Annotated in this window: 24 protein-coding genes; 12 read left to right on the forward strand and 12 right to left on the reverse strand. The window is 60.6% G+C overall.

Translation table 11 applies throughout. The features are described 5' to 3' along the window. Window positions 1–17: 17 nt before the first annotated feature. Window positions 18–1,556 carry an ABC transporter substrate-binding protein gene (locus tag J2Y48_RS11875; protein ID WP_310417635.1) on the reverse strand — a complete coding sequence of 513 codons (1,539 nt, stop codon included), beginning with the start codon at window positions 1,554–1,556 and terminating at the stop codon, window positions 18–20. 464 nt (window positions 1,557–2,020) lie between these two features. Here J2Y48_RS11875 and J2Y48_RS11880 point away from each other — a divergent pair, with 464 nt between their 5' ends. Beyond that, window positions 2,021–2,950, forward strand: a complete 930-nt coding sequence (locus J2Y48_RS11880; RefSeq protein ID WP_310417637.1) for an MYG1 family protein — start codon at window positions 2,021–2,023, stop codon at window positions 2,948–2,950. 470 nt (window positions 2,951–3,420) lie between these two features. On the opposite strand, the gene J2Y48_RS11885 is transcribed toward J2Y48_RS11880, so the two are convergent. The 6 genes from J2Y48_RS11885 to J2Y48_RS11910 all read right to left on the reverse strand — a co-directional run bounded on the left by J2Y48_RS11885 (window position 3,421) and on the right by J2Y48_RS11910 (window position 9,098). Continuing rightward, window positions 3,421–4,362 (reverse strand): arginase family protein, encoded by a 942-nt coding sequence (locus J2Y48_RS11885; RefSeq protein ID WP_310417639.1) that lies wholly within the window; start codon window positions 4,360–4,362, stop codon window positions 3,421–3,423. An 18-nt stretch (window positions 4,363–4,380) separates the two neighbouring features. Then, a complete protein-coding gene (locus tag J2Y48_RS11890) occupies window positions 4,381–5,160 on the reverse strand; it encodes an amino acid ABC transporter ATP-binding protein (protein ID WP_310417643.1) in 780 nt (259 codons plus the stop codon). Next, window positions 5,157–6,041 (reverse strand): amino acid ABC transporter permease, encoded by an 885-nt coding sequence (locus J2Y48_RS11895; protein WP_310417644.1) that lies wholly within the window; start codon window positions 6,039–6,041, stop codon window positions 5,157–5,159. Before J2Y48_RS11895 ends, J2Y48_RS11890 begins: the two co-directional genes overlap by 4 nt. Then, window positions 6,041–6,898, reverse strand: coding sequence for an ABC transporter substrate-binding protein (locus J2Y48_RS11900; protein WP_310417646.1), 858 nt, complete (start codon window positions 6,896–6,898; stop codon window positions 6,041–6,043). The genes J2Y48_RS11895 and J2Y48_RS11900 overlap by 1 nt, the downstream gene beginning before the upstream one ends. A 160-nt stretch (window positions 6,899–7,058) precedes the next feature. After that, a complete protein-coding gene (locus J2Y48_RS11905) occupies window positions 7,059–8,063 on the reverse strand; it encodes a hypothetical protein (protein ID WP_310417648.1) in 1,005 nt (334 codons plus the stop codon). Between the two features lie 126 nt (window positions 8,064–8,189). Continuing rightward, the gene (locus tag J2Y48_RS11910) at window positions 8,190–9,098 is read right to left on the reverse strand and encodes a LysR family transcriptional regulator (protein WP_310417651.1); all 909 of its coding nucleotides are present in this window, start codon (window positions 9,096–9,098) and stop codon (window positions 8,190–8,192) included. Between the two features lie 144 nt (window positions 9,099–9,242). Here J2Y48_RS11910 and J2Y48_RS11915 point away from each other — a divergent pair, with 144 nt between their 5' ends. Beyond that, window positions 9,243–10,451, forward strand: a complete 1,209-nt coding sequence (locus J2Y48_RS11915) for a hydantoinase/carbamoylase family amidase (RefSeq protein WP_310417654.1) — start codon at window positions 9,243–9,245, stop codon at window positions 10,449–10,451. 554 nt (window positions 10,452–11,005) lie between these two features. Here the strand turns inward: J2Y48_RS11915 and J2Y48_RS11920 are convergent. Further along, window positions 11,006–11,860 (reverse strand): N-acyl homoserine lactonase family protein, encoded by an 855-nt coding sequence (locus J2Y48_RS11920; protein ID WP_310417659.1) that lies wholly within the window; start codon window positions 11,858–11,860, stop codon window positions 11,006–11,008. 115 nt (window positions 11,861–11,975) lie between these two features. Here J2Y48_RS11920 and J2Y48_RS11925 point away from each other — a divergent pair, with 115 nt between their 5' ends. Next, window positions 11,976–12,161, forward strand: coding sequence for a 4-oxalocrotonate tautomerase family protein (locus J2Y48_RS11925; RefSeq protein ID WP_405030211.1), 186 nt, complete (start codon window positions 11,976–11,978; stop codon window positions 12,159–12,161). 108 nt (window positions 12,162–12,269) lie between these two features. Here J2Y48_RS11925 and J2Y48_RS11930 read toward each other — a convergent pair whose 3' ends face one another. After that, window positions 12,270–12,911, reverse strand: coding sequence for an XRE family transcriptional regulator (locus J2Y48_RS11930; RefSeq protein WP_310417661.1), 642 nt, complete (start codon window positions 12,909–12,911; stop codon window positions 12,270–12,272). 199 nt (window positions 12,912–13,110) lie between these two features. Between J2Y48_RS11930 and J2Y48_RS11935 the strand changes: the two genes are divergently transcribed. The 4 genes from J2Y48_RS11935 to J2Y48_RS11950 all read left to right on the forward strand — a co-directional run bounded on the left by J2Y48_RS11935 (window position 13,111) and on the right by J2Y48_RS11950 (window position 17,027). After that, window positions 13,111–14,139, forward strand: a complete 1,029-nt coding sequence (locus J2Y48_RS11935) for an extracellular solute-binding protein (RefSeq protein WP_310417664.1) — start codon at window positions 13,111–13,113, stop codon at window positions 14,137–14,139. Window positions 14,140–14,272: 133 nt separating this feature from the next. After that, complete coding sequence (locus J2Y48_RS11940; protein WP_310417667.1) at window positions 14,273–15,112, forward strand: ABC transporter permease; 840 nt, start codon at window positions 14,273–14,275, stop codon at window positions 15,110–15,112. Beyond that, window positions 15,109–15,897: an ABC transporter permease gene (locus J2Y48_RS11945; RefSeq protein ID WP_310417670.1), complete on the forward strand. Its 789-nt coding sequence runs from the start codon at window positions 15,109–15,111 to the stop codon at window positions 15,895–15,897. Before J2Y48_RS11940 ends, J2Y48_RS11945 begins: the two co-directional genes overlap by 4 nt. Continuing rightward, complete coding sequence (locus tag J2Y48_RS11950) at window positions 15,894–17,027, forward strand: ABC transporter ATP-binding protein (RefSeq protein WP_310417673.1); 1,134 nt, start codon at window positions 15,894–15,896, stop codon at window positions 17,025–17,027. The genes J2Y48_RS11945 and J2Y48_RS11950 overlap by 4 nt, the downstream gene beginning before the upstream one ends. A 181-nt stretch (window positions 17,028–17,208) precedes the next feature. Here the strand turns inward: J2Y48_RS11950 and J2Y48_RS11955 are convergent, their stop codons facing one another. Further along, a complete protein-coding gene (locus tag J2Y48_RS11955) occupies window positions 17,209–17,508 on the reverse strand; it encodes a hypothetical protein (protein ID WP_310417676.1) in 300 nt (99 codons plus the stop codon). Between the two features lie 439 nt (window positions 17,509–17,947). Between J2Y48_RS11955 and J2Y48_RS11960 the strand changes: the two genes are divergently transcribed. The 4 genes from J2Y48_RS11960 (at window position 17,948) to J2Y48_RS11975 (ending at window position 23,516) form a co-directional block, all read left to right on the forward strand. After that, window positions 17,948–19,642 (forward strand): ABC transporter substrate-binding protein, encoded by a 1,695-nt coding sequence (locus J2Y48_RS11960; protein ID WP_310417678.1) that lies wholly within the window; start codon window positions 17,948–17,950, stop codon window positions 19,640–19,642. A 197-nt stretch (window positions 19,643–19,839) separates the two neighbouring features. Next, a complete protein-coding gene (locus J2Y48_RS11965; protein ID WP_310417681.1) occupies window positions 19,840–20,691 on the forward strand; it encodes an ABC transporter permease in 852 nt (283 codons plus the stop codon). Window positions 20,692–20,694: 3 nt separating this feature from the next. Continuing rightward, a complete protein-coding gene (locus J2Y48_RS11970; RefSeq protein WP_310417685.1) occupies window positions 20,695–21,666 on the forward strand; it encodes an ABC transporter permease in 972 nt (323 codons plus the stop codon). A gap of 2 nt (window positions 21,667–21,668) precedes the next feature. After that, entirely contained in the window at window positions 21,669–23,516 is a 1,848-nt protein-coding gene (locus tag J2Y48_RS11975; protein ID WP_310417797.1) for an ABC transporter ATP-binding protein, read from the forward strand. 50 nt (window positions 23,517–23,566) lie between these two features. Here J2Y48_RS11975 and J2Y48_RS11980 read toward each other — a convergent pair whose 3' ends face one another. Beyond that, window positions 23,567–24,964 carry a leucyl aminopeptidase family protein gene (locus J2Y48_RS11980; RefSeq protein ID WP_310417688.1) on the reverse strand — a complete coding sequence of 466 codons (1,398 nt, stop codon included), beginning with the start codon at window positions 24,962–24,964 and terminating at the stop codon, window positions 23,567–23,569. A gap of 383 nt (window positions 24,965–25,347) precedes the next feature. Here J2Y48_RS11980 and J2Y48_RS11985 point away from each other — a divergent pair, with 383 nt between their 5' ends. Further along, window positions 25,348–25,854, forward strand: a complete 507-nt coding sequence (locus tag J2Y48_RS11985; protein WP_310417690.1) for a hypothetical protein — start codon at window positions 25,348–25,350, stop codon at window positions 25,852–25,854. Between the two features lie 390 nt (window positions 25,855–26,244). Here J2Y48_RS11985 and J2Y48_RS11990 read toward each other — a convergent pair whose 3' ends face one another. Beyond that, window positions 26,245–26,919 carry a GntR family transcriptional regulator gene (locus tag J2Y48_RS11990; protein WP_310417693.1) on the reverse strand — a complete coding sequence of 225 codons (675 nt, stop codon included), beginning with the start codon at window positions 26,917–26,919 and terminating at the stop codon, window positions 26,245–26,247. Between the last annotated feature and the right edge of the window lie 49 nt (window positions 26,920–26,968).

A 26,968-nucleotide genomic window follows, 5' to 3' on the forward strand; every position in this document is an offset into this window, starting at 1 on the left:
GCCCCCCGCGCAAACGATCAGGTGCGTGTTGCACGCGGGACAAGGTTCTCGCCAACCAGCGGCGCGCGGACATAGTCCTTCACCCGCTTGTTGACGATCGAGTACCAGATCTCGTCGGTCAGGAAGAAGGTGATCTGGTTCTCCCAAAGATACTGCGCAGCCGCCTTCACCGCCTCGGCCCGGCTTTCCGCCGGCGCCGCGCGCTGGGCCGCATGCAGCTTCTCGTAAGTCTCGTCCTTGAGATGGAACACCGCCTCGCCGGCGGCGCCGATGTAGGTACCCAACACGAAATCCGGGTCGTTATTGAACACCGCCAGCGTGTCGAGAGTCATGTCGTAGGTGTTGTAGGACGAACGGTAGGCGCCTACTTCCAAGCGTTCCAGCTCCACTGTGATGCCCACCTGCTGCAGCGAGGCGGCAATGATCTGATCAATTTCAAGCTGGTTGGGCACGAGCGTGGTCGTGGCCATGCGCAGCGTCACGCCGTCAGGATAGGAGGACTGCGCGATCAACTCGCGCGCCTTCTCGGGGTTGTGTTCAAACTTCGGCTCCAGAGGTTCGTAGAAGGCTGACGTGGTTGGCAGAGCCGAATAGTTGACCGGATTAAGGCCACGCATTACCGAGGCGGCAATCGCCTCACGGTCGACTGCATAGGCAACCGCCTGGCGCAGCTTCACGTCCCCAAGCGGGCCGTTGTGCTGCATGAGACCGACGATCTGCGAGGGTGGCGATTGATTGTTCACGTTGAAATCCGCATTGCCCTCGACGCGCGATAGAAACTCGGCGTTCACGCGGGTGAGGATGTCGACCTGACCGGTCAGCAAGGCGTTGATGCGGGCCTCGGCATCCTCGATGTAACGGAAGACGACAGACTTGATCTTAGGGGTGCCGCCCCACCAGTTCTCGTTCGCCTCCAGCTTTACGTCGTTGCCGCTGTAGGAGACGAAACGATAAGGGCCGGTCCCCATGGCGCCTGTCTTGAAGCTGTCGGGATTGTCGATATTGGCCTTCGGCAGGACCTTGATGAAGGCCAGGGCATTCAACACCACGCCAAACGGCTCCGGTGATACCACTTCGATCTCGCTTGGGGACAGGATAGTGACCGAGATCCCCGGCACCGCGACCATGGACTGGGCAAGCTTGCCCTCTCCAAGACGATCGATGGTGGCCTTGACGTCCTCGGCCGTCAAAGGCGTGCCGTCGTGGAAGGTGACGCCCTCGCGCAGAGTCAGGGCGACGGTGCGATCGTCCTTGATGGCCCAGGTCGTCGCGAGGCCGGGGGTGATCTCGCCCTTTTCGCCGAAGGAGAGCAGGGAATCATGCACCAGCGATGCCACCTGCTCGTCCACGAGACCAAAGCCGGCGGCAGGATCCCAGTAGTTCGAAGTTGGCGGTTCGGCATTGCCGAACACCAGAGTACCTTCAGGGGTCCCCTGGGCCGCCGCCCGAAGCGGTAAGACGCTCACAAGACCTGCAGCCGCTGCGCTTTGAAGAAGTCTGCGCCGGCTGAGGTTCATTGACGCTAAACCGGTGACGTTGCCTGTCAAATTGGTCATCTGCTCCCCCGTTGTGTCACTCGTTGCGGTGTATCTCCTCCCCAATTAGTAAATACGGTATACCGTATGTCAAGCGCTTAAGGCCGCCGTTGAAAAAATAGCTCACGGCAGTTGGCGTGCACTGCGGGCTACGCAAAAGTCGGATAATTCATGGCATGGAGTGTTCGGCGAACAGCCACAATCGCGAGCTGCGCGCCGCAGCGATGAACCTGTGGGCACAAATCGCTGGGACATGAACGGCTGGTTTAGCGACGGACCGACAACTAAGGCATCGCGATCGTTGAGTTTGCGGTGCCAGGCGGCAGGCCGCCGGGGGAAAGGTTCAGGATCCAGTCTCTTTCAGCTCGCGGGCGGCGTCGTCAGGCCGGCGGCAACGGTTCTCGCGGTTGCAGGAAGTCGATTGAGATCATGCCGGAAACTGGCTATTTGCCGCTCGGCAGAATTTTCAAACACAAGGTCCTGGCATGACTCCAGATTTCCTCGTCACGCATTCCGGCGGTTTTCATGCCGACGAAGTCTTGTCCACCGTCGTCCTCACGCGGCTTTTCCCGCAAGCGCGGCTGGTTCGAAGCAGGGCGCACGAATGGATCGCGGCCGGCGCTGATCGTATCGTCTACGATGTCGGTGGCGCCTACGATGCGGTCGCCCGGATCTTCGACCATCACCAGCGTGGAGCACCGCAACGCGACGACGGTCGGCCCTTCAGTTCGTTCGGATTGATCTGGAAACATTTCGGGCGCGATTATCTGTCCGCCCTCTCTGTCCCCGACGGCTTTATCGAGACGGTGCATGCCGCTTTCGATGCGAGCTTCGTGTTGCCGGTCGACCTTGTCGACAATGGTGCACTCAGCCCGGACAGCGCCGGCTTACTGGCCAGCCTGACCTTGCCGTCTCTACTGGAGACGTTGAAACCTGTCTTCGACGAGCGGGATCCAGAGGCGACCGATCGGGCATTTCTTGCGGCGGCGGCGGTAGCCCGCAGTTTCGTCGAGGCGAAAATCGAAGGGATACATGCCAAAATGCGTGCCGAAGCGCTGGTGTTGCGGGCGATCGAGACTGCGGGAAAGAGCCGCGTTCTCGAGCTGCCGATGGGCATGCCGTTTCGGCCGGCCATCGTCAAGGCAGATGCGGATCATCTGCTGTTCGTCGTCCATCCGCGTGAGACCGACTGGTGCCTGACCGGAATTCGCCGCGCCGAGGAGGGCTTCGAATTGCGTGCCGATCTACCCGAGGCCTGGGCGGGACTTACCGGGAGCGACCTCGAGGCGACAACTGGCGTTGAAGGCGCCAGCTTCTGCCACAACGGCCGTTTTATCGCAGCCGCCAGAACACGAGAGGCAGCCCTCGCTCTGGCTGATCTGGCGGTTAGGGGCGCAGAGCAAAGAGCCGGTTGAACGTCGGATCAAGCCTGGTTTGCCCGGCCGCATCTTCGGCCGCCAAACCTGAAGCACACTACTCTCCGGGAGCTTCAAGGACGAGTCGCCCTTCCGCCTCCAGGCGAACGCGGCCTCTGCCCACCGGGCGATGCGTATAGGCGCCTGCTTTTCTTCGAGCCGGCGGCGAAGCAGCAGGAGCCGGTTTCGAGATTGTCCTTTATTTCCGGCATTCGGGCACCGGCCGCAAGCCGCATTTCCCTGTTTGTAAAAGCAGATCGTCGGCTTCCAGGAGCTCGATCCGATACTCTGAATGACCGAAACGGGGGCGCAAAGCAGACGTCGATCGACTGCTCTAGGCTCGACCACCGGATTTCACTGGTGGTCGAACCCGCTCTGTGGGGCGGATCATTGCCGCCGACTAGCTCAATCGAATGCCGCCGTCAGCGTTGCATAAGATTCGTCCGTCAACATAACATCGCCTCTGGCTGCTACTTTGGCCTGATGCGCTCCGGTTGGCGTTGCATCCCAAGAATATTCAGGATCAGGCGGGCGATGGTGTGCGCGGTCGTGTCACCCACGTCCCTTGCCGGCTGGAACTCCGTAAAGACGATGCCGGCCAACCGATTGTTTCGGGCCAGGTGGTTCAGCAGGATCGCCGTCTGAATGAAGGTCAGCCCGCCCGGCTCTATCGCGCCGACACCCGGCGCGACCGTCGGATCCATGCCGTCGCAATCTAGCGCGACGACCCACCGCCGGGAAAGGTCGAGTGATTCCGCGACCCACTTCGCTCCATTCTCATGCACATCCCAGGCTGTCACGATCCTGTTGCCGGCCTTGAACGCGGCCTCGACTTCCTGCCGTCGTGCGCTGCCGATGGAGCGTGCTCCGACCTGAACAAGATCGTGGACGCAGGAATAGTCGCGGATGCGCCGCATCGGGCTGGAGAATCCGTCGCGCCGGCCGTTTATCTCATCGCGAAAGTCTATATGGGCGTCGATCTGGAGGAGATTGATGTCCTCGTGGCCTTCGAAGGGCGCGACGAGCATGGGGGGCACCGAATCCATGCCGCCGATCACCACAGGGACCACGCCGGCCCTGATAAGCGGGCCGAGCACGACTGCCGCGTCCTCCACCATGCGCTCTGGCTCCCGCACGTTGCCGGCAATGTTGCCGAGGTCGGTCAGGTTGGGCTTGCCGTCCTCGAATTGCGGCTCGCCTATGTCGAAATTCCAGTGGGTAAGGAAGCGGGTATAGGCATGTGCCACTGCCGCGGCGCGGACCTTGTCGGCGGCGTCGGCGGCTGCCGACAACTCCCAGGCCTCGTATGCAGGACCGTAGGGTATGCCGAGGAAGGCGTAGGGCGTTTTGACGCCAGCGGGATCGGTGCTGCTATCAGCACCGAGGAAAGTCGGAAATGAAGGGGCGAGCATAGTTTGTACTCCGGAATGTTATTCGAGGATTCTGCGCAGGAAGGCGCGGGTTCGTTCGTGCTCAGGGTTTGCCAGCACGTCCTGCGGCTTGCCCTGTTCCACCACGACGCCGCCATCCATGAACATGACGCGGTCGGCGACGCTGCGGGCGAAACCGATCTCGTGGGTCACGACGATCATCGACATCGCGTGGGAGTCGGCGAGAGAACGCATCACGTCGAGAACCTCGCCCACCAGTTCGGGGTCGAGCGCCGATGTGGGCTCGTCGAAGAGCATGACCGCGGGCTCCATCGCGAGTGCCCTGGCAATCGCAACCCGCTGCTGCTGACCGCCGGAAAGCGCACCCGGATAGGTGTCAATCTTTTCGGCAAGGCCGACCTGCTTCATCAAGCGCTCGGCGCGCTGCGACGCTTCGGCCGCCGACAGGCCGAGAACCCGGCGCGGCGCCTCCATGATGTTCTGGCGCGCCGTCAGGTGCGGGAACAGGTTGAAGCGCTGGAACACCATGCCCATTGCGGCACGCTGCTTCTGTATTTCGCGCTCAGGCAGTTCGTGGAAAGTCGTACCCGAGAGGCGGTAGCCTATCGGCACGCCGTTCAGCTCGATCATGCCGCCATCCGGCCGTTCCAGATGGTTGACGCAGCGCAGCAGGGTGCTCTTGCCAGAGCCTGAGGGGCCCAGAATGCACAGTACTTCGCCCTTGGCCAGATCGAGATCGACGCCTTTCAGGACTTCCAGTGCGCCGAACGATTTGCGGATGCCGCGCGCGCGGATTGGATTGACCACAGAACCGCTCATGGACGCACCACCGATTTTGCGAAGTGCCGCTCTATACCGGACTGTATGATCATCAGGATCGTACTGACGAGCAGGTACCAGAGGCTGGCGACGAGAAGCATTGGGATGACTTCGAAGTTGCGCGAGGAGATGAGCTGCGTTGAATAGAGCAGGTCCGGCAAGGCGATGACGCTTACCAGCGAGGTATATTTCAACATGGACAGCGTCTCGTTGCCGGTTGGCGGAATGATGACGCGCATAGCCTGAGGCATCACGATGCGCCGGAAGGAATCCCAGGAGGACATGCCGAGTGCGCGGGCGGCTTCGCGTTGCCCCGAATCCACCGAGTTGAGACCCGAGCGGACAATTTCGGCCATGTAGGCGCCTTCGTTCAGGGACATTGCGATGATGGCCGCGCTGACAGCCGTTATCACGCTGTTGGTGTCGAACTCGACGATCGATGGCAGGAAGGGGAGGCCCAAGCCCAGTTTCGGATAGAGCGCTGCCAGATTGTACCAGAAGATGATCTGGACCAGCAGCGGAATGGCGCGGAAAATCCAGATGTAACCCTTGGCGACCGATGACAGGACCGGGTTGCTGCTGGCAGCCGAAACTGCGACGATGATGCCGAGCAACAGTGCCAGCGTCATCGAAATCGCGGTGAGCATCAGAGTGGTGAAGAGACCCGCCATGACCTGCGGCGCTAAGAAATACTCGCCGACGACCGGCCATCCGAAGCCGGGATTGGTGAGCATCGAATAGAGCGCGTTCGCAAGCACCAGGATGACGATGACGGCCGCGACCCAGGTCCATGGCTGCCTGCGCGGCAAAAGCCGCGCCGATGCAAGCTGCTCGTCCGTGAGTACGGACGGCAGCCCTGCCAGTTTGCCGGACGTGGCCATTACCGGTCCACGCCGCCGTTTATGACGGCCTTGGTGACGTACGACTGCGGGACGAAGCCGTTTCGCTCCATGATCTCGGCATAGGTACCGTCGGCGATCATCGCATCGAGGGTTTCAGCAATCAGCGGACCGAGCGGCGAGTCCTTCGGGACAGCGATGCCGCACGGGCCGAAGTTGAACGGCTCGCCGACCATCGTGAACTGCTCGGGCTGCTTGTTGGCGAGCATGCCGACATAGATGAGGTCGCTCATCGCCACATCGGTGCGATTGCTGTTGAGGGCCGTTATCTGCGCGCCGGTGTCAGGGAAGAGCTGCACTTCGATGGCGGGCTTGCCTTCGGCGACGCACTTTTCCGACTGTTTGGAGATCGACAGCGATTCCATGGAGCCGCGCAACGCCGAAGCCTTGAGGCCGCAGACGTCGTCGAGGGACGCGATCTTTTGCTCGGAACCGGTCTTCTGCATCATGGCGGAACCGCCCATGATGTGATCGACGAAATCGACCTTCTTTTGGCGGACCGGCGTATCCAGCATGTCGGACATGATGAGGTTGATGCGATTGGCTTCAAGGCTGGGAATGAGCGAGTCGAAGCCGAGGTTGTTTACTTCGAGCTTCAGGCCGAGACGCTTGGCGATCTCGGCGGCGAGGTCGGGTTCAACGCCGACATAGACGTCGCTGGTGCCTTCCTCGATGCCGGTCCAGGGCAGGCCGATGCTGGATGTCGTGCCGAGCACCAGCACCCCCGACGCCTTTATCGCTTCGGGAAGCCTTTCGTTCGGCGCTGCAAGGCTGGCCGACGCAAATGTTACACACGACAGCACCGCGATGGCGGGCAGAATGGACGCAAGTTTCCGCATGAATTTTCCTCCGATTGCGGGCTGGATGAACCCGATCTCTTTTCTATTGTTGGGTGAGCCGCGCCGCCCGATGTCGGCGCGATTGTTTCCGCGCGCACTCTCGTGCTTTGTTTTTCCGCGTTGTCCGATCCGGAGCGATTCCGTTTCGGCTGGAAATGCCCTAGACGCGGATCAGCGGCTGATGAGCGCAGCGGAAGGAGCCGCCAGCCATGCAGGGCACGCGATAGGGAATGCGAATGACCTCGAATTTGCGGGCGGCAAGCGCCTCCGCCACCGGGTCTAGCGCCTCTTCCGAGGGGACGACGACGGTCTGGTCGTCGAGCACGAGATTGTTGCAGCCCATATGGCCCTTGGCGAGGCTCTTCGGAACGGCAACGACCTCCCAGTCCTTCATGAAGGCTGGCAGCCCGTCGGGCAGCGCCTCCATGCAGGCGACGGCGACGCCCTCGCGCGGCGTCATCAGCACGCAATCGAGATGCGGGAACATCGGGTCGATCTTGACCGTCTGGACGCGATAGTCCGGTCCCAGCATGTGCTGTAGCCAGCGCGCGCCCTCGGGATTGCTGCAGCCGCCGGAATTGCCGACCAAAATATCCTTGCCAAGCACGAAGACGTCGCCGCCTTCCAGATATCCCCATCCCGGGCCTTCATTATAGTCGTCGGCCCCTCCGTCCGGCTGGGAGAAGTAGCGCGCGCCGCGATCCATGGTGCCAGCGAGGATTTCGCGGATGGCAAAGCGCTGGCGTCGATGGAAGAAGCTGCGCGGCGCCAGTTCGATGACATTGTTGCCGATGGTCACGAAGGGGTCGCGCATCCAGGGCGTTGAAACGCCATGGTCCTGTCCGCGCGGATATTTGCGGTTACTGGCGCTGATTTCGCCGGCCACATGAACCTTCACACCATGCTTTTCCAGAAGGCCGATCGCGCCGTTGATCTGGCTGTTGAATTCGGCAAACAGTTCGGGGGAGGCATCCTTGACGTCGCGACCCTGGTTCTTTGCCCAGAACTCGCCGAACTCGCCCTGGGCGCGCAGCTTCACGTCGCTGAGGAAGACTGGCAGAACCCAGGTGTCAGGCGATCCATAGACGCATTCCCTGAGCGGAGCCCATTCGGACTCGACATGGATCTGGTCCAGGGGTGAAGTCACCGACATCGAAGCAGCCATGCATTCCTCCATACATTGCAAGGTTCGTGAACGTTCACCGAAATCGATGTTGGCAAAAGCTCAAAGGACGCAATCGAACTTGCATAAACTGCAAGTGAAGGATGGAGTATGGAGACCGGGAGGCCGCTACCGTTTGCGGAAGCAGTCGAGCATGGCTCGGATCGCGCGACGCTTGGCTGCGTCGCGCCGATAGGCAAAATGGAACTGGACATCGATGGGCGTATGCCGTGTCTTGATTTCGACAATCTGGGCATCGCCCGCGCTCTGCACCAGATGCGAGGGCAGGAGCGCGCATCCGACGCCGGCAAGAACGGAGGCCAGAATGGCCTCGAGTGTGCTGCCGCGGGCCACGACCTGAAACGGATATTCGCGTTCGAACGGCTTGAAAATATCCGTACGGTACTCCCGCGCGATGTAGGGCACGCGCGGCCTTGTATGGCCTTGCGGCTTGTCGCCCATCTGGCGGGCGAGGTCGAAATAGGGCGAATGGCGGGCTATGTAGAGCTGATGGCTTTCCACGAAGGCCGGCTCGTAAACCAACTGCTCCAGCCCTTCGGGTTGACCGGTAATCCCGACATCCAGCTTACTGTCGCGCACATACATGTCGATGATCGAGACCGTGTGCATGCTGACATTGACCTGCATTTCCGGGAACATGCGATGCATCCTCGCCAGCGCCGACACTATTCCCGCATTCGGATTGGTGATTACGCTGTCTATGGTGCCGAGCATCAGGGTGCCGCCAAGGGACTGGCGCGTGTTCTCTACGGTTTCCTCGAACGATTGCAGAACCGAACGCAAGCCGACCGCTGCCTGGTAGACGTCCTCGCCCTGCGGCGTGAGCGAAAAGCCGGAGCGGCCGCGCCGGCACAATTCAAGGCCGAGCCGCGTCTCAAAAGCAGTTAGGTCACGACTGACGCTGGAAAGGCTCACGCCAAGTCGATAGGCGGCGGAAGACAAGCCGCCATGCTCGACGACGGCGAGAAATGTACGCAGGTGGCGTACGTCGTAACTGGAAGTCAGAAAGCGGGCCATTCGAACTCACACTTGCGCAAATCGGCAAGTGAACTAACCATCTTGAACCTTTCTCCGCAATATTGGACAGGCTAGGCTTAAAGCTGCAGGATTGTGGCGTTTCGGGAGAGGGGCTGCGGCCTCTTCAGAGGGATGAGATCGACGATGGCCCGTTTCAGGATAAATACTCAGCGCATGCTCGCCGATCTGGACACGCTGCGCAGTATCGGTGCGATGAAAACCGGCGTGGTCCGTCCGGCCTATTCCGAAGCCGACCGATTAGCACGGATATGGCTGGCCGAACGGATGGAAGAGGCGGGGCTGGAGGTTTCTGTCGACGCCATCGGTAACGTCTTCGGCCTGCCGCCTGGAAACGAAAAATGCATTCTGGTCGGCTCGCACTCCGATACCCAGCCCGAGGGCGGCTGGCTGGATGGCGCCTATGGGGTCATCGTTGGGCTTGAGATCGCTCGGGCAAGCCTGGAGCACGGCGGTCCTCCGGTCGCCTGCGTGTCCTTCCAGGACGAGGAGGGACGCTTTTCGACGCTACCGGGAAGTCGCGTCTGGACGGGCCTGATGTCGTTGGAAGAAGCCGATGAATGCCGCGATGGCGCGGGTCTTCGCCTCGGGGAGGCTCGACTGGAGCGCACCGGTTTACCTGACGCACGGGAGGTCCCCACAGATCGCTTCTCGGCATTCCTAGAGATCCATATCGAACAGGGGCCGGTGCTTGATACTGCCGGCGAAAGCATTGGTGTTGTGGAGAATATCGTCGGTATCCGAACCGAAAAGATGCGTTTTCTCGGCGAGCAGAACCACGCGGGCACAACGCCGATGCGTTTGCGCCGTGACGCCTTTCAGGGTTTGAACCGTTTCGTTTCAGTGGTGAACGACCGGCTGGCGGAAGTGGCTGCTCCAGCGACCGTATGGACTGTCGGACATGTCGATCTTCATCCGAACGCCAATTCAATCGTTCCGGGCCGCGCGGATTTCACAATCCAGTGGCGTGACGCTGACGATGCACGGCTCGACCGGATGACAGAGATCATCTACGCCACCGCGCGTGAGACAGCTGGCAGCCTTGGTCTCGAATGGCAGCATTTCGGCTGCGATCTGATCGCGCCGACACAGTCAAACGCAACATTGGTGGAGGCCATGGCAGGAGCCGCCGAGCATCTGGCCCCGGGACTCTGGCGCCGGATGCCCTCTGGTGCTCTTCACGATGCGGCCAATGTATCGAGCGTTCTTCCCATGGCCATGCTGTTCGTGCCTTCCAAGGGCGGCATCAGCCACGATTTTGCTGAAGACACCGACAGGGCGGACCTGGCGTTGGGCGCCGAAGTGCTGGCTGAGGTCGTCGCCAGCTTGAAATAGAAAGATTGCCGTTCTGGGGAGCCTGAGGGAGGGTGGCGAAAACTGCGTGACGTTGCGGTCTAAAAGTCTCTGCCCGAGATCGCCTCGTCCAGACCAAGGTCGCTACGTCAGCGCCCTGAGACAAATCGTGCGTCACACCCAAGCAGACCGTCGGCTTCCAGGGGTCGATCCGATACTCTGTATGACCGAAACGTGGAACGCGGCCATCCGATGGCCGCTGACGAAAGTCAAAAGGGATCAGGACTCCCGTTCAGCCTTTGCGGCGGAAAGGCGAGAAGTGCAAACTGAGCCGTTCTCACGAGCCCTGTGCAGGGGCCTGTTGCACGTTCACGTTCTCTACGCACCCCTGTGCTCAATATGTCGAGCCAGGATGCGGCGCGTTTGATGCCCCACTAAGCGAAATCAGCCGCGATTCGATGTCATCATTTCCCTGCGGTGTTCCTTCGTGCTCAAGATGACCGCTGGGAGAGGCACGGCTGCCAGCTCCCGTTCTGGCTCGGCCCGGCTGCCGCAACATGGGATGCTGCCACGGCAGCCGCGAGCCCTGCGATCGATCAAGGCGCTGTGGCGTATCGCGGGTCGAGCGGGAGCAGCGGACCGGGAATGGTGCGGCCGATGCGCCCGACGATCTGGCCGTCTTCCATGACCGCGCCGTGGTGGTCGTGGGAGGGGTAGAGGAACCGGCCGAGACTTGCGGCCAGCTTGATCGCGCGCTTTTCCTCGACCCGACTGGTTGCAAAATTGCCGGAGGTCTGCGGTTCGAAGGCATGGGTCTGGCCGGTCCGTTCGACGAACGTGCCGTGGACGTCGTAGACGACGTCGCCACAGATGCAGACCGCGCCGGCTTCCGTCTCGACGACGACGGCGATGCTGCCGGGTGTATGGCCGGCCAGGCACACGACGCTGATGCCCGGCATGACGGGCGCGCGCTCACCAAAGGACAGGTCGAACATGCCAAGCGCGCCCGGCGTATAGAGCCGCTCGACGATGTGATGGAGATCTTCCGGCGCATAATCCATCGGGCTGGCGCCGCTGAATGCAAATTCGAGTTCCCTGCGGCAGACCATGACCGGGGTGGCCATCGGGAAACGGTCGAGATAGCCAGCGTGGTCGACATGAAGATGGGTCAGGATGATCATCCCGATATCCTCGGGGCGAACGCCATGGCTCGCAAGCTGCGCCTCCAGGCTGTGCTCTTGCCCAAATTCCGTTTCCAGCCCGAGCGGCAGGCGTGTCAGGGCCTCGACGCTGCGCGTGCCGGCATCGACCAGAACCGGGTATTTTCCGCCCTGGATCAGGAACGCGTTGGTCGGCGTGAGCACGCGGCGGCCCTGCTTGCGGCCGGCGAGCTGCGCGGTCCAGTCGCCGCGAATGTTGCCGAAGTTCAGCACCTGCACGGTAAGAGTCATCGAAATAATCTCCATCTTTAAATGCAAATGTTTCCTATCAGAAATTTTTGCTGTTGCAAGGAGATGATTGCGCGCTTAGGAGGATTATGGACCGGTCTCCAGGAAGGGAAAAGGCATGCCCGTTATTCGTGTATCGTTTCTGAAGGGTCGCAGCCGGCAGCAAAAAGCCGAGGCAGCCGAGGCGCTGACGGCCGCGCTCGTCGATCATTTCGGTTCGAAGCCCGAAGACGTGACTGTTGTCTTCGACGAGAAAGCTCGCGAAGACTGGGCCATCGCAGGCAAGTTGCTGTCGCAGGAGTAAGGCTAAACGTTGCCGCGCTGGCGCAGGAGCGCATCGCCAGAGCGCGCCATCTCTTTGTTTTTTTGTAATTTTTCGGGGGCCGGCAGCAGCCGAAGCGTACGCGGAGTGCTACATTGCGCCTGAGCTGACCCAAAGGACTTCTGCGTCGCTCTCGCCCACCGAGATCACGCAATGGCCCATGCGGCTGTCGAAATAGATCGAGTCGCCGACTTCGAGCCGCGTCGGCGCATAATACTCGGTGTGGACCTCGACCGTGCCCGACGCGACCATCAGCACTTCCTCGCCGTCGTGGCGCTCCCAGCCACTGAAATCGTCGAGGGAGCGTGCCTTGACCGTTGTGCGGAACGGCAGCATGCGCTTCGATTTCATGTCAGTGGCGATCAACTCGTGGCTGTAGGCCCGGGTTAGATTGACTTTTCCCTCGCCTCTGCGGGTGATGCTCCTGCGCCCGCGCGGCTCCAGCTCCTGTTGCCGCTCGTCGAAAAGCTCCACGAGATCGATCTGCATGCCGCGAGTGATCTTCTTCAGGAGATCGAAGGTTGGCGACATCAGATCATTTTCGATCTTGGACAGGGTGGAGCGCCCGACAGAACTGCGTTTGCTGGCCTCTTCCAGGGTCCAGCGCCGTGCCTGCCGGATGGCTCGTAACCGCGCGCCGACCGACTGCTCCGGGTGGAAGCCGTGCCCCGGTTCTTCCGGCCCTGCGACGGCCGGGTCTTCATTCTTGCTGCGAAATAGATCGCCGTTCACGACGCTGCCTCCGCGCGGTTTCCTGTTTTTTGCCCCGTAGCACGGAGAAGATACGAATGCACCAAAAATATGCTTGCATTTCCTTCAGGGACCATTATTCCTTATCGGAAACATGCCGATATCGCCCTGGAGGAGGGTGGGCATGCGGTTATGGGATGGTCGACGGGTCTGCGGGCCGCGTCAAATGAGGAGGGGAAGCATGAGCACTTTCAATCGTCGGGACTTCATGAAGCTGGCGGCCGCCTGCAGCGCGCTTGGCCTTGCCGGCGCGTCCAGCCTCATGGCACAGGAAAAGCTCCTGAAGGTCATCGCCTGGGGAGGGGCCTATGGCGAGGCGATGCGTGCCAACTGGATGGATCCGTTCGCCTCGCAAAGCGGCATCGCCTCCGAGATCCAGCTCCAGTCCTCGTCCATGGAGACGTTGGCGGCGCTTCGCGCCAACAAGGGGCGTATGGATGACGACCTCTGGCTTTCCGCCATCTCGCCTGCAACGCTGGCCATGCGCGATGGCCTGCTCGAGACGATCCCGGTCGACAAGCTCGCCAATGCCGCGCAACTGCCGGCAAACATGGCCAACGAAAATTTCGTCGGCGTCTGGAACCTGCCCTACGGTATTATCTACAATGCGGAAACGACGCCGTTCGAGATCAAGGAATGGACCGATCTCAAGGACGAGCGGCTGAAGGGTAAGATCGGTGCGCCTTACGGCGCGAACTACAACGGTCTGTTCATCGCGCTTCTGGCCGCGCTTGCCGGCGGCGACGAGAAGAATGTCGATCCCGGCTTCGAACTGGCCAAGGCGATGAAGCCCAACTTCTCGATCTTCACCACGTCCGATGCCGAGCAGGTTCGCCTTCTGTCGTCCGGCGAGATCGACGTCATCGCCTTTGCGCCGGTCGCCAACTATTTCAGCCTGCGCAAGGCCGGCCCGCAGTTCCGCTTCGTATCGCCAAAACCCTTCATCCCGGTCAGCATCAACAATATCGTCATGCTCAAGGGAGCGGATGTCGAGGCGGCCACCCGCTTCATCGATTTTGCCATCAGCAAGGACGCGCAGGAAGGCATTGCAAAAGAGCTCGGCTGCCTGCCGATCAACACGCAGGCGGCGGTTTCGCCCGAGCTGCGCGAGGTGGTCCCCGCCGATACGCAATTCCGCTACATGGACGAGCCCGCGATCTCCACCCAGCTTTCCGCGTGGAACGACCGGTGGCAGCAGGAGATCCAGTGAGAACTGATCCTCGTCGTGCAGGCGGGACCGGCACGGCAATGCCGTCAGTCCCCTTTTCGTCCGAAGGCGTAGTTTGGCAGGCGAAGCATCGCGCCGCTTGCCAGATCGCGCCCCATGAGCCGGTGGCAGATCCATGAGACAGAGGCTCGTGCCCTATCTGCTGGTAGCCCCGTCCCTCGTCCTGATCGCGGCGCTGTTGATGGGGCTGTCGTCCGTGCTCGGCTGGAGCCTCGATGATGGAACGGGCAACGGCATCAGCCTCGCCCAGTATGAGAGCCTGGCGACCAATGCGTCTTATCGCCAGTTTTTTACTTCCTCGCTGTGGCTGGCAGGGGTGGCGACGGCGGTAGCGCTGGTTTTCGGCTTTCCCGCGGCCTATTACATGGAAACCAAGGCTTCGCCTCGCCAGCGCAAGCTGATCTTTGCGGCACTGCTCGCTATGTTCCTCAGCGACTATGTGCTCAAGATGTTCGGTCTGGTGCTCATCCTCGGGCGCACGGGACTGGTCAACAAGCTGCTGCTCTGGCTCGGCGTGACCGACGAACCGCTCCGGCTGATGTTCAACGAATTCGGCGTTCTGGTCGGTCTGATCTCCGGGATCCTGCCCTATATGATCCTGTCGCTCAATGGCGTTATCGCCCGGCTCGACAAGCGCTTACAGGAAGCGGCGGCGCTGCTTGGCGCGGCGCCCTGGCGGGTCTTCCTGCTGATCACCCTGCCGCTCTGCGTGCCGGGCATACTGGCCGGGACGATGCTCAGCTTTCTGCTGTCGCTGAACTCCTTCGTAACACCGATGCTCCTGGGCGGTGGTCGGGTCGACATGATCGCGGTTTTCATCTTCGATCAGTCCATCAATCTCGGCAACCTGCCGCTCGGTTCGGCTGCCGCGGGTATATTGTTCCTGATCTCCGCCATCGCCATCCTCGCCCTCACAGTAGCCGGCGATCGCTTCCATAGGCGTTTCCAACGATGACGCGCAGTTTCATACCTTCGACCCTTCAGATCGCGACCTTCGCTGTCCTCTTGTTCATGGCACTGCCCAACCTGCTCATTCTGGTGATCTCCTTCAACAGCGCTGCAACACTTGCCTTTCCTCCGAGCGGCGTCTCGCTGAAGTGGTATGTCAACGTGTTCAGCACGCCGAGCTTTGCGGTAGGACTTAGGCAGAGCCTGCTGCTTGCCGCCACCAGTTGCGTCATCAGCATGGTGCTCGGGGTGCTCGCATCGCTTGCCATTGTGCGCTTCCGTTTCTTCGGGCGGCAAGCAGCCAGCGTGTTCGTCATGGCCCCGCTGTTCGTCCCGGAGATCGTCATGGGTATCGCGATGCTTCTGTGGGCGAACACGGTCCTGTTTATCTCCAACACGACGGTTCTGGTCGTCTTGCACGCCCTGATCGTGCTTCCATATGTCGTTCGACTTGTCGTTGCCAATCTGCAGGGCATGGACCCCAACCTGGAAAGCGCGGCGATGCTGTTGGGTGCCCGGCCGCATCAGGCCTTCCTGCATGTCACCCTGCCGCTTCTGGGCAAGGGCCTGCTCGGCGCGGCGGTCTTCGCGATCGTCATGTCATTTCATAATTTCACCGCCACGATGTTCTTGGTCGGCAATCGCCCGACCTTGCCCGTGGCCGCCTATCAATACATTCGCACGGAAAATGATCCCACGGTCGCTGCGCTCTCGACGCTGATGATGCTGGGTGGCGTGCTCGCGGTCTATCTCATGGAAAAGTGGATCGGTCTGGAAAGGTTGGTCAGATGACCTATTCGCTCAATCTCGCAAAGCGCGGCGTGGTTCTGACGGGTCTCACCGTGGATCTTCAGGGCAAGCGTATCCTCGACGAGGTGAGCCTCGATATCGAGGCCGGCGAGATCGTGGCGCTGCTCGGCCCCAGCGGCTGCGGCAAGACCACTATGCTGCGCGCCATAGCCGGACTGCAGCCGACGCTCAAGGGGGAGATCTCCGTCGGCGGAAAAACGATGAGCGGAGTGCCACCCTACCGGCGCAACGTCGGCATGGTCTTCCAGAACTACGCCCTCTTTCCGCATATGACCGTCGCGGACAACGTGACGTTCGGCCTGCGCATGAAGAAGATGCCGGCGGCGCGGCGTGACGCGGTCCTCACCGCAAGCCTCGCCATGCTGGAATTGACCAACCTGCGCGATGCCTATCCCGCCAGGCTCTCGGGCGGGCAGCAGCAGCGGGTCGCCATCGCCCGAACCATCGCGACGGAACCGTCCGTCCTCCTGCTCGACGAGCCGCTCTCGGCACTGGACAAGAAACTGCGCGAGGGCATGCGCGCCGAACTGCGCAGCCTGCTAAAGAAGGTTGGCATCACAGCGATCATCGTCACCCATGACCAGGAAGAGGCGCTCGCCATCGCTGACCGCATCGCTGTGATGGACCGCGGCAAGATTGCCCAGATCGGCACCGGCGCCGAACTCTACCACAGGCCGAACAGCCGATTCGTTGCCGACTTCATCGGCTACATGAACTATTTCGACGGCATCGCGGGAAAGCGGGCGAATGGCCTCATGGATGTTGCCATTGGGGAGGACCTATCAGTCAAGGTACCACTTGCGGACAACATCCTGGAGGGCGATCGAGTGATGGTTGGTGTGCGACCGGAGGCCATTCGTGTTGCATCCGAAGGGCGACGCGCCGAGCAAGGCACCAATGCGATATCGGCAAGACTCGTCAGCACGGAGTTTCTGGGCGTCGTCACCTATTTGCGTTTCCGGGACGTTCAAGGGATCGAACGCATGGTGATCACAAGCGGGCAGAACGAAGATGCCATAGGCAATGGCGGACCCTGCCAACTGCAATGGCCGATGCAGGCCGGCATCGTCGTCCGGCCTGAACGCACTCCGGCTTGCCAGGCAGGGCTGTAGCTTCCGTCGATCTGCGTGCTGCCGAACGCCGCGGCAAGCTCCGCACACCAGGACCGCTCGTCTCAGTTTCTCACGTTGTTTGGCTCTGTCATCGGTTCCCACTTAGCCGGCGGCATGTCGAGGGATCTGCTTGCCGAGCGCAGGATCGATGTCTCCTGGCGCACCTCTGGCGCCATCTCTGTCAGGTTCGCCGGATGTCGCGCGTCTGTACAATAGCAGCGCAGGATTCGCATAGCTGCATTGCACAATAAATGTTTTCCAATTGGTCAAAATTCCGGCATAACGCCCACAGCTGATGCACATGGCGGTTTTCCTCCCAGTGCCGCCGCACCAGCTGTTCCCTCTGGAGGTACAAATTACCTTCACACTTTATGGGCCGCGATTTTCGCTGGCCCATTTTTTTTGACTTGCGTTCAGACCGTTCGGCCGAATGCGCCTTGATGAGAGCGGTTATGTTCTCGATGAAATCGTCCAGACCCAAGGCGACCCACCTAACCCTAGGCGCCCCACCTAGCGCTGGGTGCGACGGAAAAATTTCTGTTTACAACGGCTTAGTCGCTTGCCAATCCTTCGGGTTACCGAGAAGATGATCTCAGGTTGAGGGGGAGGGTCACTTTTCCAAGCGAGGTTGGCAGCAATCATCCCGGTTTTGGCTGGGCCGAAATCGATCAGCTGTATCTGATCGATGTGCGCACGCTGCTCATCTCCGATGCGTGCGACAAAGCCACACTGGCAGCGACCAGCTTTTCTCCGATCACCTCTCCTCGATTCCAGTCGCAGTCCCGCGTCGAAGAATTCAAAGATTGCATGAAGTGTTCGGCGGCTTGCCGGAGTGCGACAAGAGATTAGGGCGTAAATTTCCGGCCGCTGGTCGGATAGGCAATTGAACAAACACGTATTTATCCAAGAGGGAGAATAATATGGACGAAACCCAAAAGCTGAGCGGTCTTGCTGCGCGCGGGCGGGTGCTTCTCGGTGCGACAGCGCTTGCGCTGTGCATAGCTTTCCAGCCGGCGCAGGCGCAGGACGCCGACGCTGTACACTACGGCGGCACGATGAAACTGCTGGGCGTCTCCTCCGAGGGAACGCTCGATCCGCACATCAACTACACAGCGCGCTACTGGCCTCTCTACATCTACACTCACGATGGCCTGATGGCCTTCAAGAAGGTTGCCGGTCCCGAAAGCGCAGAAGTTGTACCGGATTTGGCCGAGGAAATGCCGACGCTTTCCGACGACGGCCGGAGCTATACATTCAAGCTGCGCAAGGGCATCAAGTTCTCCAATGGCAAGGATCTGACGGTCGATGACGTCGTGGCGTCCTTGCAGCGCATCTTCAAGGTTAGCAGCCCGACTTCGGGCAGCTTCTACAGCGGCATCGTCGGTGCCGAAAAATGCCTTGCCGAGGCCGAGACCTGCACGCTCGAAGGTGGCGTCGTGGCCGATGCCGCCAACAACACCGTGACGATCAATCTCGTCGCTCCGGATGCGGAATTCCTCTACAAACTGGCGGTGCCGCATGCGTCGATCATGCCCGCCGACACGGTGGCAAAGGATGCCGGCAATGCGCCGATCCCCGGCACGGGAACCTACATGTTCGAAAGCTATGATCCGAACGCCTCGCTCATCATGGTGCGCAATCCGCACTTTAACGAGTGGAGCAAGGACGCCCAGCCGAAGGGCTATCCGGACCGTATCGAATATACCTTCGGCGGTACGGAGGAAGCGGCCGTCAACGCCATCCTCAACGGCCAGGCCGACTGGATGTACGAGCCGGTGCCGACGGATCGCCTCGCCGAGCTGAGTGTGAGCAACCCCGACCAGCTACGCGTTTCGCCACTGAACGCCTGGTGGTATGCGCCGATGAACACCAATCTCGCGCCCTTCGACGACGTACGCGTGCGGCAGGCATTGAACTATGCTGTCGATCGCGATGCGCTCGTTTCCCTGTTCGGCGGTCCCGCTCTGGCGTCACCGGTTTGCACCATCCTGCCGCCGGACATGCCCGGCTTTGATCCTCACTGCGACTACACCGCCAACCCGGGCACCGAGTGGAGCGCTCCGGATATGGACAAGGCGCGTGCGCTGGTCGAGGAATCCGGCACCAAGGGCCAAAAGGTGACCGTCGTCAGTGACGACACTGCAACATCGCGCGCCGTCGGCACCTATCTGCAGACCGTTCTTTCGGATCTCGGCTACGATGCCACCGTTCAATCCATCTCGGGCGATATCCAGTTCACCTATATCCAGAACACCAATAACAAGGTGCAGATATCGGTGACGCAGTGGTATCAGGACTATCCGGCGCCGTCGAACTTCCTCAACGTGCTGTTCGGCTGCGACAGCTTCACGCCGGGCTCGGATTCTTCGGTCAACATGTCGGGCATCTGCGACAAGCCGCTCGACGATCGCATGAAGGCCGCTATGGCGCTGGCCGCAACCGATCTGGAAGCGGCGAACAAGGAATGGGGCAAGATCGACCGTGACATGATGGCGCTGGCTCCGGCCGTCCCGCTCTTCACGCCGAAGGATGTCGATCTAAACTCCACGCGCCTGGGCAACTACCAGTTCTCCAGCCAGTTCCATTGGCTGGTCGGGAATTCCTGGGTTCAGTGAAGGAAATGACGATCCCATCGAACGAGCAGACCGCTCTGTCCCCGGCCATTTCGGCCGGGGATGAAGGGTGGTCACGTCGAGGCCCCTGGAGGCGCGTCCTCGAGGGGCTGCTCGCGAGCCCCACTGCTGTGATATCGGCAAGCCTTCTCCTGCTGATTGTCATTGCCACGTTAATGGCGCCGGTCTACGCAGAATACATGTCCAAAGCGGATCCGTTCCGATCCGGCCTGTCGGCGAAAATCGAACTGGACGGCAAACGCGTTCCCGTCATGCAGCCGTCGACCGAGGGGCTGGGCCTCGGCGTCACACCGATCGGTCCGACCTGGAGCGGGCAATATTTCCTGGGCGCCGATATGCAAGGGCGCGACGTGGCGGCACGCCTGCTTTACGGTGGACGCAACTCGCTCTTGATCGCGGGCGCCTCGACGGTGCTGTGCCTGCTGATCGCCGCGATCGTCGGAATCGCTGCCGGCTATTTGGGCGGCGTGGTGGATGGCGTGCTCTCCAATGTCATCGACATCATCTGGGCTTTTCCGGTCTATCTTCTCGCCATCTCTCTCTCCATCGTGATGATCGGCCGAAGTTTTCACTTAGGCCCCTTCGAAATATCGTCGAGCAGCGTGATCGTGCCGATCCTCATCATTGGCCTTGTTTATGTGCCTTATGTCGCCCGCCCGATCCGGGGACGGGTTCTCGCCCTGAACCAGAGCGAATTCGTCCTGGCCGCGCGTGCGCTGGGCATCAGGCCTGCACGTATCCTGTGGAGGCATATCCTGCCGAATGTATCCACGACGCTGATCGTCTTCGCCCCGATGCTGATGGCGCTGAACATCGTCACGGAAAGCTCCCTGTCCTTCCTGTCGGTGGGCGTGCAGCCGCCGAACGCGAGCTGGGGCACGATCCTGCAGGATGGACAATCCCTGCTTTATTCGCGTCCCGTGGTTTCCATGGCGCCAGGCATCGCCATCATGGTGACCGTCCTGCTGCTCAACCTGCTGGGTGACGTGCTGCGCGACGTTCTCGATCCCAAATCCGCTCGGGGACGCTGAGCCATGCTTGCTGCAATTCTCTCGCGCTTCTTGCGCATGATGGCGGTGATGTTCGGGCTTTCCGTCATCACCTTCCTGATCTTCTTCGCGACGCCGGGTTCCGATCCGGCTGCGCGCATTGCCGGGCGCAACGCCGCGCAGGAGACTGTGGAGGCAGTCCGCAAGGACTTCGGCTTCGATCGGCCGATCTATGTCCAATACGGGCTGATGATGAAACGGCTGTTCGTGACGCAGGATCTCACCTCCTTTGCGAACCGCGGCCAGCAAATCATTCCCGCGGTCATGGCGGCAGCGCCCGCGACGCTCTCGCTGGTCACGGGCGCGGCCATCCTCTGGATGCTCGGCGGCACTCTGACTGGCATCCTCGCGGCAGCCTTCAAGGACCGGTGGCCGGACAAGATCCTGATGGGAATTTCGATGATGGCCGTCGCGATGCCCGTCTTCTGGGTCGGCGAAATGGTGAACCTTGTCACCCAGAGCCGCCTCCATGACACATGGGCCTTTTCTTGGGTGCCGGCGCTTGGCTATACGCCGCTGTCGGAAAATCCAGGTCTATGGTTCAAGTCCATGATCTTCCCCTGGCTGACGCTGGCCTTCCTCTATATCGGCCTTTATGGACGGATGTTGAGGACCGGCATCATCGAAACCTATCAGGAGGATTTCATCCGCACGGCTCGCGCGAAGGGCCTGACCGGGCGCACGGTACTTTTGAAGCATGCGACCCGCAGCGCCATCATCCCCATCGTGATCATGTTCGGAATGGATTTCGGTGTGCTCGTCGGAGGCGCTGCGGTTTTGACGGAGGTCGTATTCGGCATCAACGGCGTCGGCCGCCTGACCTATCAGGCGCTCAAGGTCCTTGACCTGCCGATGATCATGACGACGGTGCTCTATGCCTCGTTCTTCGTGGTGATCGCCAATGCGTTGGTCGACTTCGTCTGTATCCTGATTGATCCGAGAATGAGGCGGGCATGAAGATGGCCTTGAAGGAAGATGCCGCCTTGCCGGCACAGAAGGGCGCAATGCTGTCGATCCGCAACCTCAACGTTTCCTTTCTGGGGGCGCGGGGCAAATGGAACCGCGTGGTCAAGGACCTGTCCTTCGATATCGCCGCCGGTGAGACGGTGGCGCTGGTAGGGGAATCCGGGTCGGGCAAGAGCGTGACGTCGCTGTCGATCATGCGGCTGCTCGATCCGGCGACCAGCCGGCTGGAAGGCGAGATCATCCTGGATGGCAAGGATGTTCTCAAACTCGACGAGGCGGGGATGATCCGGGACATTCGCGGCCAGACCGCCGCGATGGTCTTCCAGGAGCCGATGACCAGCCTGCACCCCATCTATCGGGTGGGCGAACAGATCATCGAGGCGCTGACCTCCCACCGCAGATTGCCAAAGTCTGAGGCACGCAAGGAAGCGATCGCGCTGCTCGAGCGGGTTCGCATCCCCAATGCCGCGCAACGGATGGATGACTATCCGCATGCCTTTTCAGGGGGGATGCGTCAGCGGGTCATGATTGCCATGGCTCTCGCTTCGCGCCCGAAACTGCTGATCGCCGACGAGCCGACGACTGCGCTTGATGTGACCGTGCAGGGAGAAATCCTGGATCTGCTGAAGGACCTTCAGGCCGAGTACGGCATGGCCATTCTTTTCATCACTCATGACATGGGTGTGGTGGCGGAAATGGCCGATCGAACCGTGGTGATGTATCGCGGAAACCCGGTCGAGCAGGGGCCGACTGCGGAGATATTCGCCAATCCCCGCGAAATCTATACAAGGGCATTGCTGGCAAGCGTATCGACGCTTGGCAGTATGAAGGGAGAGCCGGCCCCGCTGCGTTTTCCGGAAGTCGACATGGGAACCGGCGAGATAAGTGCGCCTGCACCTCTGGAGCGGCAACCGGATATGAGCCGGCCGCTTCTGGACGTGCGAAACCTCGTGACACGTTTCGATGTCCGCGGCGGTATGCTCAACCGACGTATTGCGCGTGTGCATGCAGTGGAGAATGTTTCGTTCTCGATCTTTGCGGGTGAAACACTGTCTCTGGTCGGTGAATCCGGCTGTGGCAAGTCGACGACCGGCAGATCGATCATTCGGCTCAACAATCACTCGACCGGCAGCGTCCGTCTTGACGATGACGAACTGTTCGAGCTCCCGGCGGCAGCGATGCGCCGCAAGCGCTGCGAGATCCAGATGATCCCGCAGGATCCGCTTGCGAGCATGAATCCGCGCATGACGGTCGGCGATGCTCTGGTGGAACCGTTCCGCGAGCACGGGCTGGGCAGCGCGGAAGAGGCCAGAACCAAAGCCGCCAGATTGATGGAGCAGGTCGATCTCTCACCGTCGATGCTTGAACGCTATCCGCATGAGTTCTCCGGTGGGCAGCGCCAGCGCGTCTGCATAGCCCGGGCGCTGATGTTGGACCCGAAGGTGATCATAGCGGACGAGTCCGTCTCGGCGCTGGATGTTTCGGTCAAGGCGCAGGTGGTGAACCTGCTCCTCGATATCCAGGACAGAATGGGCATCGCTTTTCTGTTCATCTCGCACGACATTGCCGTGGTCGAGCGTATCAGCCACCGCATCGCCGTGATGTATCTTGGCGAGATCGTCGAAATCGGGCCGCGGGCCGAGATCCTCGAGCGGCCGCAGCATCCCTACACACAAAGGCTGATCGGGGCGGTGACCGTACCGGATCCTTCCCGCCGGCACCTGCGGCGAAACCAGCCGATCAACGAACTCCGCACGCCTCTTCGCCCGCTTGACTTCGCCCCCCCCGAGCGGCGCTACAGGGAAATATCGCCCGGACATCTGGTGCGGGTCGACGGCTGATCGATGTTGATACGAAAAGGGCGGCTCTAGCCGCCCTTTCTGTTTTCTGATCAGCCCAGCTTTTGCAAGCTTGCGCTATTGCTTGTGATCCATTCTTCCAGGAGCTGTACGCCGAAGCCCGCGCCGCCCGCCCGCGCCAGCAGCCGATCCTCGCCGATCAGTTCCTTGCCGGCGATATCGAGATGCACCCACGGACGGCCTTCGGCGAAATTCTTCAGAAAGGCTGCCGCGAAGAGAGCATCGCCATCTTCAAGATCGCGCGAATGCTGCCGCAGATCGGCCACATCGGAATGCAAGCCCTCATCATAGGCCGTGTCGAGCGGCAGGCGCCAGAATCGTTCGCCCGTCTTCTCTCCGGCCGCCAGAAGGCCCTGGGCCAGTTCGTCATGGGTGGCGAAAAGGCCGGCGAAGGCATGACCGAGCCCGCGCATCACCGAATAGGTCAGCGTGGCCAGATCGACGATCGCACAAGGGTCGAAACGCGTCGCCGTGTAATGCAGCGCGTCGGACAGCACCATTCTGCCTTCGCAGTCGGTGTCGTATACCTCAACCGTCCGACCCGACATGGTCGTAACGATATCGCCCGGTTTGTAGGAGTTGCCGGAAAGCATGTTTTCGGCAACGGCCAACACGCCGACCACATGAACGGATGTCTTCTGACGCGCCAGAGCCAGCATGGTGCCGACCACCGCGGCCGCGCCGCCCATATCCGCTTTCATGGTGAACATCTGCGGGCCGGTCTTGATGCACAACCCACCTGCATCGAAGCACATGCCCTTGCCGACCAGGGCCAACGGCTTGCCGGTTGCACCTTCGCCCCGATAGGTAAGCGCGAACAGGCGCGGCTTGCGGTCGGAGCCGTTGCCGACAGCGAGGATCGCCCCCATCCCCAGACGTTCGAGTTCGGAGGGCGACAATTCCTCGACCTTGATTCCGGCTTCGCGAAGGGGCGACAGGTGGTCGCCGAAATTGTCGGGGTGCAGATGGCTGGCGGGATAGTTCACAAGCGTGCGCGCCAAACTCACGCCATCGGCAACCGCAGACAGCCTATCGATGGCTGCCTGGTCAACCTCGTCGGATACAAGGGTCAGCGCGATATCATGCGCGGTTTCCTGCTTCGGCATGAGCGCGAAGCGATAGTTTCTAAGCCGCATGCCCAACAGCAGCCGCGCCATGATTTCGCCTGCTGGGATCGCAGCATCCGTCACCTGATCCGCCAGCAAAACCGCAGCTGACTCGGCTTCCGTCTCCAGTCTCTTGGCCAGTTCAGCGCCGGCCTTCATTGCCGAAAGCGCAGTGATCTTCGACTTTGACCCCAGATCCAGAACGATGATGCGGCGCGCAGATACGCCGACCGGCGCCAGCAGATCGATGATCTCGCCTGACTCGCCTTTGCAACGTGGGCTGGCGCATGCGCGGCTGAGCATGCCGCGGGTCTGTTCGTCCAAGGCCGCTGCACGCCTGCCGAAGCCGCCGTCAAGGCGTAGCGCGACGATTACGGGGGAAGCCGGCGCAACAGCGTCAGAACCGGTGAGTAGACTGAGCGAGATTGACATTCACAGACCTTGTATTTGTTAGTGCTGCCCACCGTCTTAAACTTGACGGTTGCAATTGGAAAGGAGGCACGTGACGGGTTCGCGCTGTAATGTCGGGTTACGCCCGGTGCCGCTCTTGGGCCGCTCGCTCCATGAGACGGACCATATCTACTGGGACTGGCGACGGAACGAGGTCCAAGTCGTCAGGGCAACAGCGTTGCCTTCTGACCGAGATCGAGATAGTGACCCGACGACGCGATGTGTTCGGCACCGACCTTGGAACCAGATGAGGCTCTATGATAGCGCTATACGCTGACTATATCGCGAATTTGAGGGCGTTGTTTTCCGAGCTGGATCGCCGTCCTGAAGACTTTCAAACCTTCAATGTTCGGCTGGAGTTGGCCGCAGCCGGTGGCCTCATCGTCTACGAGACGACAAGGCGCAAAGGTCAGACAGACAGCCTGTACTATGGGCGCTCCGCTGCAGGGGCGAATCAGCAAATTTCACAGGGATCGGCCTTCTCAGCGATTGATCGGTTTTTTGCCCTCGGTCAGTTCCTTGCCCTGACGGTCGAGACAAACGGACGTAAAGGGTCGAGTGTAATTGATGCACGGTACCCACACTGCGCAGTGAACTTCTCGTATCGAAAAAAAGGGCAGCCAGTGACCCGATCGATGCTGATGGTTTTCATTGGGTTCAATGACGAAGCAGATGCGCTGCAGTTTGCTGCAGCGACGATAAACTCATCTGCCCTTGTCGCGGAACGGCCGCATTACATGGAGCGATCCTACGAGTGGAAGTAAAGGCAATTGAGCAACAGATGAATTGCTCGAGCCGCCCAATACGGAACATGCCATGCTGGAAGTAGCGGCGCATACTGATATTTGAGCGAGTGCGATCCCGCACCAAGCGGGGCCGTGCCTCTTGTGGAAAATGTTCCGGCTCCAATAACTCGATCGAGCGGCTATGCGCCCCGTGCCGGCGAGCAACGAAGACAAGAATTGTAAGGACATAGCTATTCGCCGCGGGGTGGTCTGCGGTCCGAATCCTCTCAAGACCATCGCCTCTGCGTCCAGCCCGATGGCTAGCTTGACGAGAACTCGCTGCGGCGATTCCAGCCTCTCATCGACGGGTGGGAACTGGTGTTAGTCTCAGATGCATACGGATACATCGCCAAAGTGGTGAGAGGTGCTTCAAAAATTGTAGCCTTCAGAAATGTCTCGCTGGAGCGCTTCGTTCGCGGCCTTTGCATCTCCGGCGACGATCGCGTCGTAGACGTCCTTGTGGTTCTGGGCTGAACTATGGAAAAGCGTTTTGTTGGGTACCGAGTGACGTACGGACGGCCCGATATGCATCCACAGCGGTTCCAGAAGCTGGCCGATGAAGGACAGGCGGCTCATTTCGGCGATCAGCATGTGGAAGTGGTAGTTGGCTTCGAGGAAGAGGTCGAGATCGTCAATTTCCGCCGAGCGGCAAATATCGATGACGTGGACTTTCAACCTCCCGAGTTCTTCGTCCGTATGGTTTTCCACGGCACGCTCAAGTGCGGCGCTTTCAAGGATCGAGCGCAAGATGCGGATATCCTGCAATTGCTTGCTGGTGAAGATCGGCACCATCATCGTTCTGTTGGGCGTCGATACAACGCTGCCGACACTTTCCAATCTCTGGAGCGCGTCACGGACTGGCATCAGGCTGGTGCCGAGGCTTTTTGCCAGCCCTCGGAGGGGAAGCTTCTGCCCGGGCATGAAGCGCCCCATCATCAGGTTGCGCTTCAGCATCTCGTAGATCTGCTCGTGCAACATGTCCCGGGAGACCGGAGACAGTTCCGGCGCGTTGGCTCCATCATACGGGATTTCACGGCTCGTCAATTAGGCTCTCCCTTTGTGCGCAACTCGTCATAACACCCAACATGTGGCT

The sequence above is a fragment of the Mycoplana sp. BE70 genome, from assembly GCF_031455855.1.
Taxonomy (GTDB): Bacteria; Pseudomonadota; Alphaproteobacteria; order Rhizobiales; family Rhizobiaceae; genus Mycoplana.